The sequence below is a fragment of the Micromonospora sp. NPDC007230 genome, from assembly GCF_042869115.1.
Lineage (GTDB): Bacteria > Actinomycetota > Actinomycetes > Mycobacteriales > Micromonosporaceae > Micromonospora.
In genome coordinates, this window is record NZ_JBIAFE010000027.1 from 59,614 (window position 1) to 79,898 (window position 20,285).

The 20,285-nt window shown below is 70.2% G+C and carries 13 protein-coding genes; 7 read left to right on the forward strand and 6 right to left on the reverse strand.

The genetic code is table 11. The features are described from left to right. Positions 1-29: 29 nt before the first annotated feature. Complete coding sequence (locus tag ACFYML_RS29990; RefSeq protein ID WP_387423817.1) at positions 30-992, reverse strand: LuxR C-terminal-related transcriptional regulator; 963 nt, start codon at positions 990-992, stop codon at positions 30-32. Between the two features lie 228 nt (positions 993-1,220). On the opposite strand from ACFYML_RS29990, the gene ACFYML_RS29995 reads away from it, so the two are divergent. Continuing rightward, entirely contained in the window at positions 1,221-2,789 is a 1,569-nt protein-coding gene (locus tag ACFYML_RS29995) for an amidohydrolase (protein WP_387423818.1), read from the forward strand. Between the two features lie 136 nt (positions 2,790-2,925). Here the strand turns inward: ACFYML_RS29995 and ACFYML_RS30000 are convergent, their stop codons facing one another. Continuing rightward, positions 2,926-3,633, reverse strand: coding sequence for a hypothetical protein (locus ACFYML_RS30000; protein WP_387423819.1), 708 nt, complete (start codon positions 3,631-3,633; stop codon positions 2,926-2,928). A gap of 162 nt (positions 3,634-3,795) precedes the next feature. Here ACFYML_RS30000 and ACFYML_RS30005 point away from each other — a divergent pair, with 162 nt between their 5' ends. The 3 genes from ACFYML_RS30005 to ACFYML_RS30015 all read left to right on the forward strand — a co-directional run bounded on the left by ACFYML_RS30005 (position 3,796) and on the right by ACFYML_RS30015 (position 7,305). Continuing rightward, entirely contained in the window at positions 3,796-5,262 is a 1,467-nt protein-coding gene (locus tag ACFYML_RS30005; RefSeq protein ID WP_387423820.1) for an alpha/beta hydrolase fold domain-containing protein, read from the forward strand. A 109-nt stretch (positions 5,263-5,371) separates the two neighbouring features. Then, the gene (locus ACFYML_RS30010; protein WP_387423821.1) at positions 5,372-6,613 is read left to right on the forward strand and encodes a sensor histidine kinase; all 1,242 of its coding nucleotides are present in this window, start codon (positions 5,372-5,374) and stop codon (positions 6,611-6,613) included. Further along, a complete protein-coding gene (locus ACFYML_RS30015; RefSeq protein WP_387423822.1) occupies positions 6,610-7,305 on the forward strand; it encodes a response regulator in 696 nt (231 codons plus the stop codon). Before ACFYML_RS30010 ends, ACFYML_RS30015 begins: the two co-directional genes overlap by 4 nt. Before the next feature lie 46 nt (positions 7,306-7,351). Here ACFYML_RS30015 and ACFYML_RS30020 read toward each other — a convergent pair whose 3' ends face one another. From ACFYML_RS30020 to ACFYML_RS30035, 4 genes are all read right to left on the reverse strand, one after another. Further along, the gene (locus ACFYML_RS30020; RefSeq protein ID WP_387423823.1) at positions 7,352-8,203 is read right to left on the reverse strand and encodes an NmrA/HSCARG family protein; all 852 of its coding nucleotides are present in this window, start codon (positions 8,201-8,203) and stop codon (positions 7,352-7,354) included. Positions 8,204-8,428: 225 nt separating this feature from the next. Further along, complete coding sequence (locus ACFYML_RS30025) at positions 8,429-9,514, reverse strand: CapA family protein (RefSeq protein WP_387423824.1); 1,086 nt, start codon at positions 9,512-9,514, stop codon at positions 8,429-8,431. A gap of 66 nt (positions 9,515-9,580) precedes the next feature. Further along, positions 9,581-13,075 carry a beta-N-acetylglucosaminidase domain-containing protein gene (locus ACFYML_RS30030; protein ID WP_387423825.1) on the reverse strand — a complete coding sequence of 1,165 codons (3,495 nt, stop codon included), beginning with the start codon at positions 13,073-13,075 and terminating at the stop codon, positions 9,581-9,583. A 256-nt stretch (positions 13,076-13,331) separates the two neighbouring features. Then, entirely contained in the window at positions 13,332-14,048 is a 717-nt protein-coding gene (locus tag ACFYML_RS30035) for a TetR/AcrR family transcriptional regulator (RefSeq protein ID WP_387423827.1), read from the reverse strand. Positions 14,049-14,158: 110 nt separating this feature from the next. Here ACFYML_RS30035 and ACFYML_RS30040 point away from each other — a divergent pair, with 110 nt between their 5' ends. The 3 genes from ACFYML_RS30040 to ACFYML_RS30050 all read left to right on the forward strand — a co-directional run bounded on the left by ACFYML_RS30040 (position 14,159) and on the right by ACFYML_RS30050 (position 20,274). Continuing rightward, entirely contained in the window at positions 14,159-15,142 is a 984-nt protein-coding gene (locus ACFYML_RS30040) for an NAD(P)-dependent alcohol dehydrogenase (RefSeq protein WP_387423828.1), read from the forward strand. Positions 15,143-15,218: 76 nt separating this feature from the next. After that, positions 15,219-16,736 (forward strand): FAD-binding oxidoreductase, encoded by a 1,518-nt coding sequence (locus ACFYML_RS30045; protein WP_387423829.1) that lies wholly within the window; start codon positions 15,219-15,221, stop codon positions 16,734-16,736. 382 nt (positions 16,737-17,118) lie between these two features. Continuing rightward, on the forward strand, positions 17,119-20,274 hold the full coding sequence (locus tag ACFYML_RS30050) for a M36 family metallopeptidase (RefSeq protein ID WP_387423830.1): 3,156 nt from the start codon (positions 17,119-17,121) through the stop codon (positions 20,272-20,274). Positions 20,275-20,285: the final 11 nt, after the last annotated feature.

A 20,285-nucleotide genomic window follows, 5' to 3' on the forward strand; every position in this document is an offset into this window, starting at 1 on the left:
CTTCGTCGGCTTGCGATCGCGGCTCCCGTTCAGAGCCAGCCGCGTCGCGCTGCCTGCACACCCAGCTGAAACCGGCTGCGGGCGCCGAGTGACTTCTGCAGGGCGGCGATCCTCCTGGTGACGGTACGCTCGCTCACGCCCAGCTCCCGCGCGATCGACTCGTCGGTGAGGCCCGCACCGAGCAAGGTGAGGAGATGCCGGTTCGACTCGCTGGGGCCAGCATCGAGCGCGCCGTCCGCGGGAATGGCCGAGATCGGCACGCCAAGTGCCCAGAACGACTCGAAGACGCCGATCAGGGCGTCGAGGAAACCGCCGCCGAGTATCACCAGCCCGTGTAGACGTTCGGCACCGGGCATGGGTGCGGTGAGGACCGCCCTCCGGCTGTCGGCAATGGTGAGATTGCAGGGGACGTTCGGGAAGACTCGGGCGGATTCTCCCACCAGGATCGCCTGTTGGACGAGCGCCATCGCCGTGGGCTGCCGAAGGATGTCCGCGCTGTAGACCACGCGATACGTGACACCCCGACTCATCGCCTCGAAGGACCCCGGTGCCTGCGCCAACTGGGGTGGGTCACTGCCGACGGGTCCGACCGAGAGTGCCATGACCTCGCCGCGCACCTCACGGTGCAACTTCTCCTGCGCCGCGTACGTGCTGTCCGTGGTGGTGAGCACCTCCAGGTAGACGGGCAGGGGTGACTGCTCCGCCCACAGCCGCCCCAGCACTTCGGAGCTCTCCCGGGCCGCTGCGGCGGTACGCAGATGCTGTTCGGCGAGGACCTCGAGGGTGAACCGTGGCGGCAGCGGGACGCACCTCTCCCCGCTGAGCTCCACGAGGCCGAGGCCGACCAGCTCGTCGAGCGCGGCATCGACAGCAACCACGTCGGTCTCGAGCCGTGCGGCGAACTCCCCGCGGTGTCGAGGACCTCCCTGCACCAGGGCGAGGTAGGCGCGTTCGGCCACTTCAGACAATCCGAGATCACGCAGTGCACCCACCACAGCTGTCTATCACGGATCTTGGGAGGGGCTGTTCAGCCTTTTCGGGCCGCAGCAGGTCCGATTGGTGATACGGGTGCCTCCGGCATGCTCGTCATCTTTCGGCGATCCGGGTGCAGGCGTCGATCGCGGCGCGGACGAACCACATACCCGGTGGGTGCCCCGGTGGGGCGTAGGTAGAGGATGGCAGAGTGATGGATCACCGCCCCTCGAGACCGTGAGAGTCACATGAGCATCCGCGTGTATCGCAACGCCGCCATCCACACGGGAGACAGCGGCAACCCCTTGGCCGAGGCCATGGCCGTGGACCGCGGTCGCCTGCTGGCCGTCGGCCGCGAGGCGGAGGTGCGGGCGGCCGCGGGCCACGGGGTGGAGCTGATCGACCTGGAGGGCGCCGCGGTGCTGCCCGGGCTCTACGACGCCCACATCCACACCGCGCAGTACGCGCAGAGCCTGGGCGCCGTGGACCTGCGCGAGGTGAGCTCCCTGGACGACGCCCTCGCCATGGTGGCCGCGCACGCGGCGCGGCTGCGGCCGGGAGCCTGGCTGTTCGGCGGACGCTGGAACAGCAACACCTGGGATCCGCCGGCGCAGCCGGACCGGTACGCGCTGGACTCGGTCTGTCCCGAACTGCCGGTCGCGTTGCCCAACGCGGACGGTCACACGGTGTGGGCCAACTCGGCGGCCCTGCGGCTGGCCGGCATCGACGCGAGCACGCCCGACCCGGTGGGCGGCGAGATCGTCAGGGACGCGAGCGGAGAGCCGACCGGCATCCTGCGCGAGGCGGCCTCGTACCCGCTGCGCGACCTGATGGTCTCCCCCGACCTGCGCGACCTGCTGCTCGCCGCGCAGGACGAGCTGCTCGCGCTCGGCCTGACCAGCGTGCACGACATCGACGGCGAGGACTGCCGGGCCGCCTACCTGGCGCTGCGCGACGCCGGCGAGCTGAAGCTACGCGTCCACAAGGCGATCCCGCTGGTCCACCTGGAGACGGCCATTGCCGAGGGCCGCCGCACCGGGCAGGGCGACGACTGGTTCCGCACCGGGCCCGTGAAGATCTTCAGTGACGGCGCGCTCGGCTCGCACACCTGCCACATGAGCAGGTCCTTCGCCGGCGAGCAGGGCAACGTGGGCATCGCCGTCACCCCGTACGAGGACCTGGTCAGGCTGTTCGCCAGGGCCGCGGGAGCTGGCATCGCGGTGGCCACGCACGCCATCGGCGACCAGGCCAACCGCCTGGTCATCGACGCCTACGAGGCGGTCGGCGGTACGCCAGGGCTGCGGCACCGCATCGAGCACGCGCAGCACCTGCGGCCCGCCGACCTGGCCAGGATGGCCAGGCTGGGCATCGTCGCGTCAATGCAGCCGGTGCACTGCACCAGCGACATCGATCTGGTCGACGCCCTGCTGGCCGGCCACGAGCTGGCCTCCTACGCGTGGCGCGGGATGCTGGACGCCGGCGTCGCGCTGGCCTTCGGTTCCGACGCCCCGGTCGAGCACCCCAACCCGTTCGCCGCGCTGTACGCCGCGGTGACCCGTGCCCGCCCCGACGGAACCCCGGCCGGTGGCTGGCAGCCTGAGCAGCGGCTGAGCATGGCCGAGGCTGTCACCGCCCACACCCTGGGCGCGGCCTACGCCGCCGGCGAGGAGGACCGCAAGGGCGTCCTCGCGCCCGGCAAGCTCGCCGACTTCATCGCGGTGGACACCGACCCCTATCAGGAGTCGCCGGACGCGGTGCTCCGCACCAAGGTCATGACGACCGTCGTCGGCGGCGAGATCCGCTGGCAGCAAACCTGAGGGGCACGGTCGCCACGCTCGCTGCCGGCGCGCTGCATCGGCTACCCATGGTCGCGGCGACCTCGACCCGCAGCGCCGCGCGCCCCTGCCGAGTCAGCCGCAGCCAGGTACAGGGGCGACGGGTCTCGACTCCGACCTACTGTTCCTGCTCGGATTCTGACCGGGCTACTCGGCCGGCGACCCGCCACAGGAACACCGCCAGCAGCAGCATCCACACGATGAACAGGCCGACACCGAAAAGGGAAGAGTTGCCTTCGACGGTCCGGCCGAGGACGCTGAAGATCGCGCCCAGGGCGAACACGCCAGCCGCGACGAGCCCGCCGACGCCGAACCACTTCGGCAGCAGCCCGGTGCGAAGTGCGCTGAGGGAAACCGTGGCGGTGAGCGCGCTGATGCTCCACACGATCGGGGTGCGTCCTTGTAGCTGGTTGAGAGCCAGCACTGCTGACAGGTCGCCCGCGTCGGCCGCGCCGACGAGGGCGGTCTCGGCGGCCTGGGACACGAACCCGAGCGTGACGAACACCGTGCCGCTGATCGCGATCGCGGTGGCAAGCGTGTCCTGGCCAGCCCTACGTATGACCGGGGCCAAGGCCGCGACGAACGCGATCGCCGCCAGCAACGCCGCGCCGACAGCGACCTCGCTGGCCACCAGTGCCGACCGGTGCGCCACGGTGAACGCGGCGACGGCGGCGGGAGTGTCCCCGTCCGGGCCGAGCCCTTGCAGCAGCCGATGGATCACGTAGAACACGTCGAAGGCGAGCGCCCCGAGGGCTGCCGTACGCAGCGCGCGAGTACCGGTGACACCGGTGGACATGCCGGACGAGGAAGCGAATGCGATGGACATGCCTGCGATGCTGCCGCAATCGGGCGCCGGGATCGTCCGCCGGGTTGAGACAGTCGCTCGCGCGGCTAATGCGGGCGGAGTAGGCGGCAGTAGTACCGGCGAGCGGTGGTTGCCTACCGGGGGCGGACGATGGCGGGCGTCCGGGTCGCGACGATCGGTGGCATGCCAGAAACGTCGCTGTCCCCACCCGCCGCAGACGCGGTCCTGGCCCCCGCGGCAGAGCACCTGCCGTTGCGCCGGGGCCCCCTGCTGGTCACGTCGCTGCTGGCCGTGACGGCCGGTGCCCTGATCTACCTCGCTCCGCTGGCCGCAGTGTGGCGCACCGCGTGGCCGTACGCGCTGCTGTTCGCCGCGCTGGGCACAGCACAGTTGGTTACGGTTGCCCGCGTGCTGGCCCGCCCGGCGTCTCGTCGGGTGGTGTTGGCTGCCGGCGCGGCGCTGGCCGTACTCGTCGTGTGGTTCCTGACCCGCCGCACGCCGCTCCTGCCTGGTCCCTCGCCGTGGATCCCGGCGGACTCGGTGATCGGGTTCGTCGACTACCTCTGCGCGGGGCTGCAGGTCATCGGCGTTGCGGGATTCGGCATCGGGTGGGTTCTGCGCGCGGTGGCCCGCTCCGGCGGCGCCGATGCGCAGGCTCGGCGCCGGCCGCGGCTGCGCCGGGTGGCGGGGGCGGTCGCTGTCACGCCGGTGACGCTGGTCGTGCTCCTGGCCACGTTCGTGGGATTCAGCGGGGCCAGCGACGGGTTGGCCGGAGCGGGGTTCCCCGGCGACACCGTGCCTCCCCGCCATTTGCCCGCCGGGAAGCGCAGCACAGTGGAGTACTGCCGGATCGACGGGGTCCCGCTGGCCATGGATATCTACACCCCACCGGCCGGTGCGGCGACGCCCGGCCGGGGCGCCCCGGTGGCGATCTACATCCACGGCGGTGGCCTGGTACTCGGCGACCGGAAACTCTCCGGGCTGGGCGCCTCGCTGTCCAACCATCAGGCTGCGTTGTTCACCCCGCTGCGGGAGCGGCTGAACGCCAACGGCTACCTCGTCGCCTCGATCGACTACCGGCTGACCCCCGCCGCCCCGTGGCCCGCCCCGCTCGATGATGCCAAGTGTGCGGTCCGGTTCCTCCGGGCCCACGCCACCGACCTCGGTATCGACCCATCCCGCATCGGTACGTGGGGTGCCAGTGGCGGTGGGTGGCTCTCGTCGATGCTGGGTCTGACCGGCCGGCAGGACGGGACCGGCCCGTACGCCGAGCAGTCCAGCGCGGTTCAGGCCGTGGTGGACATGTTCGGCCCCACCGACCTCAACGACTTCGCCGACGCGCCGCCGTTCATCCGGTTCCTGCTCTGGGCCGGGATCGGTACATCCACGGCTACCCGCCACTCGGCCAGCCCGATCAACTACGTCACTGGCAGTGCGCCGCCGTTCTTGATCCTGCACGGCGCGCAGGACGAGGACATCGCGCCGCGCCAGTCCGTCCGGTTCGCCGAGCGGCTGCGCACCGCCGGTGTGCCGGCGGAGTTCGTCGAGGTCGCCGGCACCGGGCACACCCTGGCCACCCCCGGGCAGCGACCGTCGACGCAGGAGGTGACCGACATGGTGGTCGATTTCTTCAGGGCGACGCTGCGATGACGCCCGTCCGGGGTGGGCGGGCGTCACCGCAGCGTGAACAGGGGTTTGCGATCCTCGTCGGCGGGATGGCCCATGGCGGATCGAGCGTGCGGGCGCATACGGTGAGCGCGTGTTGAGGGGCGGGGCGGTGCTGCGGCGGTGGATGGTGGACGCCGGAATCGCGCTCGCGGTGCTGGTTGCCGCCGAGATCGCGATAGCGACCGGCAACGAGGACGGCTCGGTCGACCGGGACTGGTTCGCGTACCTGCTCGGGGTGGCGATGGCGGTACCGCTGCTGCTGCGCCGGCGGTACCCGACCGCCGTGCTGTACGCGGTCTCCACGGTGCTGTTGCTGTTCTACGCCCTCAACTATCCGGGCTTCCCGCCGGCTCTGGTGCTCGCGGTACCGCTGTACGACGCGGCCCGCGCCGGGCGCCTGTGGTGGGCGGTGCCGGTACCGGTGTTCTTCCTGGCGGTCGGTGCCGTCGTGCTGATCGTGCACCGGGAGATGCCGCCGCTGGAACTGCTCGCCGCGTTCCTGCCGCAGGCCGCGACGGTGGCGGTGGCGGTGCTGCTCGCCGCGTTGATGCGCAGCCGGGCCGCGTACACCGCGGCGGTGCGGTACCGGCTGGAGCAGGCAGAACGGGAGCGCGAGTTGGAGGCGCGGCGCCTGGTCACCGAGGAACGGCTGCGGATCGCCCGTGACCTGCATGACACGGTGGGGCACGCGATCGCCACCATTACCGTCCAGTCCGCCGCCGCGCTGCGGCTGCTGGACGCAGAGCCGGAGCGGGCTCGGGAGGCGTTGGTGAGCATCCGGGGCACCGGCAAGGCAGCGCTGGCCGAGATGCGGGCCACCCTCGGTCAGCTGCGCTCCGACGGCAGGCCGGGCTCGGCGGGGCCGGACCTGCGCGGGCGCGGGCAAGCGGAGCGGGACACGGGACTGCACCGGCTGCCCGAGTTGCTGGCCGCGGTGCAGGCGGCGGGTTTGCCGGTCGAACTGACCAGCGAGCTGTCCGGCGAGCAGCTGCCCGCACCGCTGGACGAGGTGGCGTACCGGATCGTGCAGGAATCGCTGACCAACGTGCTGCGGCACGCCGGGGCGGCCGCTCGTGCCGAGGTGCTGCTGCGGGCCGTGCCGGACTCATTGTGGGTAGAGGTACGCGACGACGGGGTGGGCGCCGGTGCCGGCGGGACGCCGTTCGGCGGGCGGGGGCTGACCGGGATGCGGGAACGCGCCGAGGCACTGAGCGGCCGGTTCGAGGCCGGACCGCGGCCAGGCGGGGGTTTCCAGGTCCGGGCGATACTGCCCCGGATTACGCCGGAGCGGATGCCAACGGCCCGGGAGACGCTGGAAGGTGGGGCGCGGTGATCCGGGTGCTGCTCGTCGACGACCAGGCCCTGGTCCGGGCGGGGTTCCGGGCGCTGCTGGAGGGCGTGCCCGATATCGACGTGGTGGGCGAGGCCGGCAACGGCGGTACGGCGGTGGCGCTGGCCCGGGAGCTCCGCCCGGACGTGGTGCTCATGGACATCCGGATGCCCGATGTGGACGGGGTCACCGCGACCCGCCGGATCACCGGCGACGCGCAGCTGTCCGGCGTACGGGTGCTGGTGCTGACCACCTTCGCCGAGGAGGACGACGTGTTCGCCGCCCTCCGCTCCGGGGCCAGCGGCTTCCTGGTCAAGGACACCGACCCGGACGATCTGGTCCAGGCGGTACGCGTGGTTGCCCGCGGCGACGCGTTGCTGTCGCCCAGCGTCACCCGAGCGGTGATCAGACGCTCGGTCGGGGCGGATCAGCCGGCCGCCAGGCCGAGGCCGGCGCCACCGGAGTTGGCCCTGCTCACCGCCCGGGAACGGGAGGTGGTGCAACTCGTCGCGGCTGGCCTGAGCAACGACGACATCGCTACCCGCCTGGTGGTGAGCACGCTCACTGCCAAGACCCACGTCTCGCGGGCGATGGTCAAGGTCGGCGCGCGGGACCGGGCCCAACTGGTGGTCTTCGCCTACCAGAACGGCCTGGTCACCCCGGACGGATACGACGCTGGGAGGATGCCCCGGTAGCGGGCCGCCGGCAGCTTGCCGGACCAGCGAAGGCCTCTGGGAGTGTTCACCGAACGGATCCGAACGTGTGGTGGGCCCAATCGGCGAAGCTGGTCCAACCAACCTCGGGGTGGGCGGCATGCAGCGTGGCGATGTCGACCTGGTAGCCCGGCCCATTCAAGAACGCCCACATCGCGTGCATGTCCGGATTGCCGATCTCGGCCAGCGGCACCCTCTCGTGGTGCACTTCCCGTCCCAGCGCCGCGCTCAGCGCGGTCGCCATCTGGGCGGGGGTAGGGGCATCGCTGGCCAGCTCGATGCGCCGCCCGACATAGGGGGCGGGGTTGAGAAGTACCTGCGCGGCGAAGACGCCGAGGTCGGTGCGGGCAAGCTGCTGCAGCGGCCGATCCGCCGGCAGCGGCAGATCGAGCGTCCCACCGCGAATGCGATCCGCCCCGCCGAGGGCGTTGTCGAAGAAGTACGTCGGCCCCAAGATCGTGTAGGGGACGTCACCAGCCGCCAGCTCGGCTTCGACGCGCGCCTTGCTGTCGAAGTGCGGGACGCCGCTCCCCCGATCGGCGCCGGCCACCGAACTGAACACCAGATGCGGCAGCCGGGCTTCGTCGGCGGCTGCCAAGATCGCCCGCCCCTGGGCCACCTCGGCATCCACGCCCGCCTCGAATGGAGTCGTGAGCGCGAAGGTAGCCCCCGCGCCCGCCATCGCCGTGGCCAGCGAGCCGCGATCGTCCAGCGAACCCGCGACCACCTCGACACCCCGGTCGGCCAACCGGCGAGCCGCACCCCGCTTCGGGTCGCGCACCAATGCCCGCACCCGGGCGCCGCGGCCCAACAACGCCTCGGTGACGGCGCTGCCCTGACCGCCGGTCGCCGCAAGCACCAAGATCGGCGCATCGGCCATCACAGACACCTCTTCTCGGCGAGCAAACGGCGGCGACCGGTCGTCGCCGCGCACCACAATATCCGCGCGCCTCGGCCGTCACCCCACCCTTGCGCGCGTTCGCAGATCTGCTGTCGACCACCACCCCGGGGGCGCTCGGCTTCCTGAGCGCCGAGCCGGGCAGCTGCCATCAGCCGGCCCGGGGCTGTCCCGCAGGCAGTCGCCGGAGCAGGCACGGTGACGGTGTCAGGACCGCTTCGTCGTGAGGCCGGTGCACCGCTGTGCCGCAGCAATCTTGTCCTCGATCCGCTCGCGGGCCGCGCCGGACACGAGCACGGGCTGCCCGGTGCCCGACACCGTCGCTGGCAGGAACTCGGTGCGTGTCACCGCCCGCGCCCGCACGGTCAGCCGCAGGACCCCGGAGTCGGTGCTGTGCGACTCGCTGTACCAGAGGAAGTTGCCGAGCCCGTAGTGCACGTAGGTCTTACCGAGCCAACCGTCGGCGAGCAGGGTGTGCGCGTGGGTTCCGACCACGATGTCCGCTCCGGCGGCGGCCAACTGGCGGGCGAACGCCTTCATCTCCCCGGATGGGCAGGAGTTGCCCTCGACGCCCCAGTGCATGAAGACGATCACCAGGTCGGCCTGCTGGCGGGCTGCCTGCAGCGCGGCGGTGGCCCGGGCCTCGTCGAACGCCATCGCGATTCCCGGCCGGGTTTCCGTCGCTTTCCACTGCGCGGCCAGGTCGTGCACCTGCGACATCCCCAGCACCGCGATCCGCACGCCCTTCACGGTGCTCAGCCATGGTGCGTACGCCGCGTCGACGTCGCGCCCCGCGCCGAACACCGGGAAGTCCGCGTCCGCCGCCGCGTCGAGGGTGTCGAGCAGCCCCACCTGGCCGTAGTCGAGGGTGTGGTTGTTGGCGATCGAAGCCGCGTCGATCCCGGCCGCGCGGAGCGCCGAGTACGCGGTCTCCGGCGAGCGGAATTGATAGCGTTTGGGCTGCGGCGTACCGCGGTTCGTCACCGCCGTCTCGAGGTTGACCAAGGTGAGGTCGGCGTCGCGTAGCACCGCGGAGATGCGACCGAATGCCGTCTGCGGGTCGTCGAGCAGACGCAGCGTACGGCCCGTGAAGTGGACGTCGCCCGCGAAAGCCAGCCGCAGCTCGACCGGCGGGGCCACGCCCGGCTCGGTGCCACTCGGCGATGCCGTGGCGTTCGACGTCGTGGCGGCTGGGGGCTTCCACTCGGCCGCTGGGCGGCCTTCGGCGGCGCACCCGGCCAATGCTGCCCCGACCACGACGGCCGCCACCGCCACCCGCACCTTGCTGATCACCCGCTCAGGATAGTGGGGCCGAGGAAGGCCACACCGGAGAACAGCTGCGTCTCAGGGCAACCTCCGCTACGGCGCGACCGGGTAGACCTCCATCTCATAGAGCGAATAGCCGTATCCCGTGCCGCGCTGAACGCCCTGCATCCGGACGAACTTCGCCGCCGGCGCATCGAAGCGCAGGGTATCTGTCCCACCGTCGCCCGCGGTCACGGCCGCCGCGGTCGTCCAGGTCGTGCCGTCGGCAGAGGTCTCGATCCGGTACGCCCGGCCGTAGGCAGTCTCCCAGCGCAGCACGACCTTGCCGACCCGCTGCGGCTGCGCGAGTTCCACCTGCAGCCACTCGTTGTCGGTGTGGTTGGACGACCAGCGGGTCGTGAGATCACCGTCGACTCCGTGATCGGGGGTGAACTGTGGGAGGTTCTGTTCGGTGGTTGACGCCGAGGCGGTGCCACCGTTCGTGGCCAGCGCGGCGTTGGTGTCACTGGTCTTCGGATAGACGTGGACCGTCAGCACCGTGCTGACCGGATCACCGCTCGCTGGGCGGAAGGTCACCCGAACGTCGTACGTCCCCGTCGGTGTGCCAGCCGGAACGGTTACGGCCACGGGGACGGCCGTGTCCTGGCCACGGAAGATCGTGGTCGGCTGGCTGGCCGGTTGCGCGGAGATTCCCGCCGGTGCGGTGACGGTCAGGGTGCCGGTGAGGTCCGCAACGCGGGCCGGCACAAGGTGTGTTGTCGTCCTCGCGGGCTGGCCGCCCGCCTCGACGTCAACCATCGCCGGGTCGAGGGAGAGATCAGCGACCGGAGTGTCGGCAAACCACGGAATCAGCTCGTTGATCCGCGGTGCGGCGGAGGCGTCCTGCCAGGCGAGCCGGATCGCGTCGGTCTTCACGCCCGCCGCGTCGAGCTGCGTGTAGCCGCCGGACAGGACGCCGATGGTGGTCCAGGTGCCGTCGGCGGAGCGCACCTGGACCGCAGCTGTCGCCGGGGTGCCGGACTGGAGGACCACCACCTGGTCGACGGGACGGGCCGGCGAGATGCTGACCTGGAGGAACTCGCCGGGCTGCGGTACCCGGTCCGCGACGTACGGGGTATCGACGTCACCATCGACGGCCTTCGCCAGGCTGGATCCGGTGGCTGGCGGCGGGGTGCCGGTCGCCGTCAGCTTGGTGCCGCCAACCACGGCGACCTCGAACTCCCGGACCACCACCCAGGTGCTCTGTGCCGCCGTCGCGCGCATCCGAACGTACCTGGCCTTGGTCCCTGGGGGGACGCTGGCGTGAATCTCCGGCTGGTCTCGGTAGGTGCCGATGGTGGTCCAGGTGGATCCGTCGGTGGAGAACTCCAGCGTGCCCTGGCGGATGTAGTCCGTCGGGCTGGTGGGCTTGCTCATGTAGAGGTCGATCGTGCTGATCTGCTGAACCGACCCGAGGTCGACTCCCACGTAGGCGCCGGAGTCCGCGGCCCGGTCGCTCCAGTAGAACGTGGTGAGGTCCCCGTCGACCATGTTGGCCGGCGAGTTGGCCTGCCACTGCCCCATCGAGGTCGTGCCCCTCGCCCTTCCGCCGGTCGTCCCGAGCCAGCGGTCACTTGCTGACGTGGCCCGTTCGAGGAACGAAGGCATCACTCCCGGCGCAACGCTCTGGCTGATCGCATCGGCCTGGGCCCGCGCCGTGTTGAACGCCTGGCGCTCGGCCCACGCCGCGCTGCCGTCGCCTGCCCGCTGTGCCAGCAGCATCCGCACGGCGTGCTGGCCCGCCTGACCGTAGCGGCCGAGCTTGTCCAGCCACGGCTTGACCTCGTCCAGGAACGCCTGGTTTCGCAGCCCGGTACGGAGCGCGGCCGGGCTGCCCGCCATCTGGCCGAAGTAGTCCTCGAGCCCGGCTGCCGCGCTCTTGAGTCCTTCGCCGCGCTCATAGGCCGACCAGAACGCGTCGATCATCGGTTTGAGGGTCGGCGACTCGACCGGATCGATGTTGGAGGAGTAGTTGTTCTCGGCGAAGACCTTCAGCGCCGGCCATGCCGGACCACCGACGTCCTGCAGCGCCGCCTCCCACGCCCGCGCCGCGTCGTACGCCTCTGGATTCCAGAGGAAGGCACCGGAAGTGAACTCCGCGATCTTCGACGCCTCGGCCTGAACCATCGGGTTGGCCGTCACACCGACGAGATGCTGCCCGATGCCAGGCTCGCGCCCGACGTACGGGCCGAGCAGCAGCCGGTTGGTCACGTAGTCGTTGACCGGGTAGTTGTCCCACACCAGGATGTCGTGGTCGAAGACCTCGCGCGCGCTCTTGGCCTGGGCGGTGGTGATGACCGGAGCCACCACCCCTACACCGGTCCACTCGACGATCACCGCCGGGTCGAGCTTGGTACGGAGGGCGGTCTTGTAGGGGGAGTCGCTGACGTCGTAGTACTCCGTCGGCACCATCTGCAGCCTCTCGACGCCCGGGTGGGTGGCGATGAACTCGTGCTGCACCCGGTTGAGAAGGAACGCCTGTGCCGCGCCCGCCGCGCCGCCGCCCGTGCCGAACTTGGCCGCATCCTCGGCGCAGTTCCACGTCGTGTAGCTGATGTCGTCCAACGGAATCGCGAACGAACGCACTCCGATGTTCCACAGCGACTGGAACTTGTCCACCAGTGCTCGCTTGTCGCTGTCAGAGCTGTAACAAACGGACAGACCCGGCGAGAGCGCATAGGTGAACTCGACGTGGTTGCTCGTCGCCGTCGCCACGAGTTCCTGAATCGGGCCTAGCTTGTCCGGCGGGTACGCCTGGCGCCACTGTTCCCGCAGGTAGGGGTCGTCCTTCGGGGAGTAGACGTAGATGTTCTGCTTGGTACGGCCGTAGAACTCCAGTTGGCTCAGCCGGTCCTGCTGCGACCACGGCTGCCCGTAGAAACCCTCGATCACCCCGCGCAGCGGCATGGCCGGCCAGTCTCGGATGGCAACGGCAGGAAACACGTCCCGGCCGGAGTGCGGCACGAGGAGCTGGCGCAGGGTCTGCGCGGCGTAGAACGTACCGGTCGGGTCGGCTCCGTCCAGGACCACCCTCGCGTTACCGTCGCTACCCTTGCCGATGCCCAGGACATAGCCGTCGCGGGGCAGCCCGGTGGCGTCGTCGGCAATGCCGATCTCGTGGAGGGCCCCGTCGGAGGCCGAGTTCTCGCTCGGCCCGCCGATGTAGAGGGTGATCCCGGCGTCCGGTGCCGGATCCTTGTCGGACACGGTCCTCACCTTCGTGACACCCGCCTCGGCCAGCACTCGGTTGACCACGGCGACCGCCGACCGATCGGTCTTCGCACCCGTCACGAGCGCAGCGTTGGGCGTGACCGGAACCAGGTTCTTCTTGTCCTCGACGGACTGGGGCGGCGGCCAGATCGCCGGCAGTGGGACTGCCGCTGCGGCTGCCGGAGCCGCAGTTGCGCCAGAGATGGGCATTGTGGTCGCAACCGCGACGCTCGCAGCGGCTAAGAGCGCGCCGAGCCGTGCGGGCATTCCCCTCCGTCGCGCGCCCACCCGGACTGTGACGGCGGGCCATCCTGATTGGAGCGTTCGTCTGCTAGGCATGTGTCTCCTCTCGAAGACGGCACGCCAGCCTTCGCGCTGACGACCGTTAGTGCGCGACTCCCCGGCTATCTGCGCACATTCACACAAGGTCCAGGATGTGTCAAGAGGCGCTCACTGTGCGTGACAGCCCCGCGCGGGGCCGCCCGCGGAGTCGCACCGCGTCAAGGCCTGGGAACGCGGCCCTTTGTGGACTCTTCGAAGCCGGCGAATGGGTTCACCGACTTCGCCGGATCGCTACGCGCCCAGCCTGACCGTCTCACCGGGGTCGGCGCGACGACGTCCAGCCTTGCCGTTGCAGCCGTTCAATGCCGTCCAGCAGCAGGTCCAGCGCGAACTCGAACTCGAACTGGTCGTCGCAGCCCTGCCCCACGACCGAGGCGTTGTCGTGGGACGCCGCTGTGGCGATCTCCGCGAGGTGCGGGAACCGGGCCGCGACCTCCGGTGGTAGCGCCGCCGGCGGGTCCGGGTTGGCCGTACCGGACCGGCCGGCGCGCCGGGAGGCGTCGAACAACTCCTGGCTGAAGCCCAGAATCCGGCTGCCCATCGCGTGCATCACGTGGTGGGCGAGGTCGGCGGAGAACCCGCCGGCCCGGAACGTCCCGACCATCGAGTCGAGGTAGGCGAGGATGGCCGGCGTCGCCATGTTCCGCGATTCGATCGCGAGCGGCGCCCAGGGGTGGCGCTGCAGCACCTGCCGTGCCGAGAGGATGCGCCGGCGGACCATGTGCTTCCAGTCGGCGCCGGGCATCAGCGGGTCGATCTCGCCGACGACCACGTCGATCATGCCGTCGAGCAGCTCGTCTTTGTTGGCCACGTGCTTGTAGAGGGCCATCGGCACGACGCCCAGATCCTGGGCGAGGTTGCGCATGCTGAGGGACTCGATCCCGGCCCCGTCCGCGAGCGCGACGGCGGCGCGCAGGATCCGATCCCTGCTCAGCGGCGTCCGGCGCAGCGTTTCAGCCTGCTCAACCATCTCGGTCCTCGTCTTCCGGCGACGGTTGAACCTTAACCGCCTTGACAGGTGTACGGCGTACACCTAGCCTGCTGCTATGAGGTGTACGCCGTACACCTGAGGGAGGGGAAATGAAAGCGATCGTCCAGGACCGATACGGCCCGCCGGAGACCCTCAGGCTCGCGGACGTCGACGCGCCGGTGCCCGCCGCCGACGAGGTGCTCGTACGGGTCGAGGCCGCCGCGCTCAACGCGTACGACTGGCATGCCATGCGTGGCGATCCACGGATGGCACGGTTGGCCATGGGCCGGTCAAGGCCCCGAGCACGCATCCGGGGCCGCGACTTCGCCGGCCGGGTCGAGGCCGTTGGCACCCACGTTCGACAGGTGCGCCCGGGCGACACCGTCTTCGGCGACCTCGGCGAAGCCAACGGCGCGTTCGCCGAGTACGTGTGCGTGCCCGAGAACCTCGTCGCGCCGAAGCCGGCGAACCTGACGCCGCAGCAGGCGGCCGCCCTGCCGCTGGCGGGTATCACCGCGCTCATGGGACTGTGCGACGTCGCGCAGGTCGAGCCCGGCCACCGCGTCCTCATCAACGGCGCCTCCGGCGGCGTCGGCACCCTGGCCGTCCAACTGGCCAAGGTGCTCGGCGCGACCGTGACCGGGGTGTGCAGCACCCGCAACGTCGACCTGGTCCGCTCTCTCGGCGCCGACCACGTCGTCGACTACACCCGCGACGACTTCACCCACGACACGCGCCGCCACGAGGTCGTGTTCGACCTGGTCGGCAACCGCTCACTCACCGCGCTTCGGCGGGCGCTGACCCCAACCGGGACGCTGGTGCTCTCCGGCGGCGGCGTGTACCGCGGCGGCAGTCTCATCGGACCGGTCTGGCTCATCACGCGCGGACGACTGCTGGCACCCTTCGTTCGGCACCGCATCGTCACACTCACCACGGCACCCAGCCGGCAACACCTCGACACGCTCCGGGCCCACGCCGAGGCCGGCCGCCTCACCCCGGTCATCGACCGGACCTATCCGCTCCACGAGGTGCCCCAAGCCATCCGGTACCTCGAAGGTGAACACGCGCGAGCGAAGGTCGTCATCACCATCTGACCTGCCAACCACCACCCCGACGATGAAAGTCACGTTAGTCGAATATTGGGGTAACCCGATCGAGAGGATACGGACCATGCACGACCTTTCTCGTCGCGAACTGCTCAAGACGACGGCGGCCGTGGGCGCCGGTGCGGTCGTTGGCGCCGGCGGGGTCGGCTACCCGGGCGTTGCAGCCGGAGGCACCCCGGGCTTTGCGGCCGACGGCTCGGGCTCGTCCTACAGCGCGAAATCCCCGCCGGCGAAGCTGACCGGCCGCATCGTCCGTCCACAGGACCCGGGGTACGCGAGTGCGAGCCTCGGCTGGGACGAACTCTTCGTTCACTATCCGCTGGTCATCGTCTTCGCCCAGCAGACCCAGGACGTGGTCAACGCCCTCACGTGGGCGCGGCAGAACGACGTCGCGCTGCGGGTGCGGAGCGGTCGCCACAGCCTCGAGGGCTGGTCGAACGTAGACAACGGCATCGTGATCGACGTCAGCGAGCTGAAATCGGCCCGGATCGACCCTGCCACTCGCACCGCAACAGTCGGTGCTGGGCTCAGCCAGTTGGAGGCGGTGACCACCCTCGGGAACCAGGACTTCGCGGTGACGACTGGAACGGAGGGAAGCGTCGGCTTGTCCGGTGCCACCCTCGGCGGCGGCTTCGGCTTCCTCACCCGCTACCTCGGCATGGCCTGCGACAACCTGATACGGGCGGAGATTGTCGTCCCATGGGGGGCCGACGGCGCCAGGGCGATCGAGGTAGACCTGAAGAACCACTCGGACCTGCTCTGGGCGCTGCGCGGAGCGGGAAACGGCAACTTCGGGATCGTCACCTCACTCACCTACAGGGTGACTCCACTCAAGAGTGTGGCCTACCTGCAAGCGACCTGGGAAGGCCTCAACGACCTGCACGGGGTCTTCGACACCTGGCAGCGCACGGCACCGTTCGCCGACAACCGCCTCGGCACCCAGCTCGAGATCCACAAACCCCAGATCCTGCTGTTCGGCGTTCTCGCGGACGGATCGGAGGCACAGGTAAAGCAGCTGCTGGCCCCGATCCTGTCGCTTGGCAACCCCAATGTCACCGTGCAGACCGGGCGCTGGGGCGACATATATGCCGGATTCCAGATACCGACCGAGAACGAGCCCGCCGACTGGAAGTTCTTCTCGCAGTTCACCAGCAAGCCGTTCCCGAGCAAGGCGATCAGCGTGATCCGCGCATTCATGGAAGACGCCCCCACGGACGACAGCAACTTCTTCACCCAGGCCTTCGGCACCGGGGCTCAAACGAGCGAACCCCGCGGCGGCTCGGCGTTCCCACATCGCAACGCGCTCTTCTATTCCGAGCCCGGCGCCGGCTGGGGCACTCGCGGAGTGCCAAACAGTGGCGACGCCATCACGCCGATCGCCCAGGCCTGGATCGCCGAGTTCAGTCAGGCACTACGGCCCTACGTGAACGGCGCCTACGTCAACGTCCCGAACATCGGAATGGCGGACTGGGAAACGGCCTACTGGGGATCCAAGTTCAACCGGCTGCGCAAGATCAAAGCGAAGTACGACCCCCACAACGTCTTCCAGTACGAGCAGAGCATCCCACCCGCGTCATACTGACCGGCAGGCGTTTCATTGCTCGCAGCCGCCAGCTCAAGTGTTTCGGCATCGACCTCTGCCCCAATGTCGCACAGCAGACGCGGCATTGGGGGCAGAGGTCGATTTCGATGCTGACTGGACTTGACGGTATCAAGCCGGTATCAGGGTTGTGCGGGCTCTCGCGGGCAAGCGCCGCCAGCACGCCGATCCGAGCACCCCGAACGGCGGGGTAGGCCTTGCCGACCTACCCGCAAATGCCTCGGTCGCGATCACCCCCCCGTCGCCTACACATCCCCTCTGCAGCTCGGTTGTTGCGGCGCAGGTGTCCCCGTCGATGTCTTGTACGACAGACAGCCGGCACCGGCACGGGCGCAGGCATGATCAGACCTGCAGAGGAGTCTCGATGGGTATTCGTCGACCGCTCGCGGTCGGGGCGGCACTCGCCCTGGTTCTCACACTCAGTCCTGCTGTCGCCTCGGCCGTCGTTGACGTCGGCTCGCCAGGCGTCGGCAGGCTTGATGTCCGGCGTGCCGGCCAGTCCGTGCGGCCCACGGACGGGCAGGCCGCTGCGGCGCGCGAGTTGGTCGCCGCCGCGGGCGCCGGTACGCGGATCAGCTGGGACGGGCGGTTCGGCACGCCTCGGACCATCCGCAAGGATGGCGGCTGGCTCACCGGGCCCAGGTCGGGTGATCCCGCCTCGGTGGCCCGGTCGTTCATCGACGCCAACCGTGACGCGTTCGGCCTCACGGCGGCGGACGTCGCGTCGCTCGCTGTCGTACGCGACCACGAACTCGTCGGTACCGGCACGCACGTGGTGAACTTCGCACAGACGTACGCGGGCCTGCCGGCGGTGCGCGGTGGCCACCTCGGCGTGGCGGTGACCAGCGACGGCAAGGTTCTCTCCTACGCCGGCAATTCCGCCCGTAGCGGCGCGCTGCTGGCCGCGCACAAGCTCTCCGCCGCCAAGGTGCTGGAGGGCGTGGCCGGCAAGCTCGCCCCCGCGGTGTCCTTCACGGCTGTGCCGGCCGGTGACCGCGCCGGCTTCCAGGTGTTCGCCAAGGGGCCGTTCGCCGGGGAGTCCTACGTGCAGAAGGCGGCGTTCCCGACCCGGGACGGCGCCCGGCCCGCCTACCGGGTGCTGTTCATCAAGGCCCTCGACCAGGCGTGGGACACCGTCGTCGACGCGGCGACCGGGGAAACGGTGTACCAGGCGTCCCTGGTAGCGCACGACGCCGAAGGCACCGTGTACGAGAACTACCCGGGAGCCCCGGCCGGCGGCGCCCCGGTGGTCAAATCATTCGGGCCGACCGCCCAGTCTCCCTCGGGTTACGTCGACCCGACCGGGCTGGCGGGCCTGGCGGGCCCGACGACGCTCGGCAACAACGCCAACACCTACGCCAACTACTCGAACTTCCTGGTCCCCGCCGACCAGGGGCCGCGGCCGGTGAGCCTCACCGGGCAGTTCAACTACGCGTACACCGCGAACTGGGCCCGCAGCAAGGGCCAGTCCGTGCCGCCGGCCTACGTCCAGGATCTCGATCCGGCGGCGACCAACCTGTTCTGGCACCACAACCGCATCCACGACGAGCTTCGGGCGCTGGGCTTCACCGAGTCCGCCGGCAATTTCCAGGTCAACAACGGCGGCAACGGCGGGCAGGGTGGCGACCCCGTGCTGGGTCTGGTCCACGCCGGGGCGGCCACTGGCGGCGCACCCACCTACACCGGCCGGGACAACGCCTACATGCTCACCCTCCCCGACGGCATCCCCGCCTGGAGCGGCATGTTCCTGTGGGAGCCGGTCAACGACACCTTCGAAGGGCCGTACTCCGACGGCAACTTCGACGCCTCCGTCATCGAGCACGAATACGCGCACGGGCTGTCCAACCGGTACGTCAGCGGCGAGGACAACGCCCTCAACACCCACCAGTCCGGCTCGATGGGTGAGGGCTGGGGCGACTGGTACGCCCTGAACTACCTCTACGGCAACCAGTTCGCCACCACCGCCGTGGTCGGCCAGCACGCCACCGGCAACACCGAACGCGGCATCCGCAACTGGAGCTACGACCAGAACCCCACCGGATACGGCGACGTCGGATACGACCTCGGCGGCCCCGAGGTCCACTCGGACGGGGAGATCTGGACCACCATCCTGTGGGACATGCGCAAGGCACTCGTCGCCCGGTACGGGGAGGCCACGGGTGGTGAGATCGCCGCACGGCTGATCACCGACGCGATGCCGGTGTCCCCGGCCGACCCGTCGTTCATCGACATGCGCGACGCCATCCGCACCGCCCTGGACAACCGCTACCACAGCCGCTCCGACTACGCCGCCCTCGTGGACGTCGTCTACGGCGCCTTCGCCAAGCGCGGCCTGGGCCTGCATGCCGTCAGCGACGGCGGCGACGACACCGACCCCACCCCCTCCTACGAGCACCCGAACCCGGCCCGCAACGGCACCCTGACCGGCACCGTCGTCAACGCGGCCACCGGCAAACCCATCCCCGGTGCCCGCATCATGCTCGGCGTGTTCGAAGCCAGGGTCACGCCCCTGCGCACCTCGTCCGCCGACGGCGGTTTCTCCGCGCCGGTCACGGCCGCCACCTACTCGGTGACGATCGCGGCCGAGGGCTTCGGCGCCCGGACCTTCCCGAACATCAAGGTCACCGCCGGCAGGACCTCGGCGTTGCGGTTCGCCCTGACGCCCAACCTGGCCTCCGCGGCCAACGGCGCCACCATCGTCTCCGCCACCACGACCGGCGCCGCCCGCCTGATCGACGACACCGAGGCCAGCACCTGGAAGACCACCCCGGGAACCGGGAACGCCGTGATCAAACTGGCCGCCCCGGCCCAGATCTCGTCGATCCAGGTCAGCGCCTTCGCCACCGCCCGATTCGAGGGACTGCGCGGGTTCACCCTGCAGACCTCGACCGACGGGACGAACTGGCAGACCGCTCTGACCAAGGCGGACGCCTTCACCTACCAGGCGCCTCGGCCGACCGCGCCCGACCTGCACTACAAGCAGTTCACCCTGCCGAAGCCGGTACAGGCGCAGTACGTGCGATTCTGGGCCGACACCGCGCTCGGCGAGACCAAGACGGACGTGCAGACCGCCGAGCTGCAGGTCTTCTCCCCCACCGCCACCGGAGTCGAGCCCCTGCCCCCATCACCGCCGGACGCGCCGGTGACCGACACCGGCGTCATCGCCACCGGAAACCCGTCCACCGGGACGGCCGACGACGCCACCGGCGTCACCGCCACGGCGTTCAAGACGACCTGTGCCGTGCCGGAGGCGCCGGCGCAGGGCGCGGACGGCTGGGTCACGCAGCTGCCGGACAGCTTCGGCGACGGCGCCCACGAGGCGCACGTGCAGAGCGAAAGCATTGCCCCGTACGACTTCGACCTGTACTTCTACGACGAGTCATGCACCCTGCTCGGCGCGGCGGCCTCCTCGGCCGCGGACGAGTCCGGCACGCTCCCCAGCGGAACCCGCTACATCCTCACCCAGCTGTGGCTGGGCGCCGCGGTCCCGTTCACCCTCACCGCGACCGACACCAAGTGACCTGACCACAC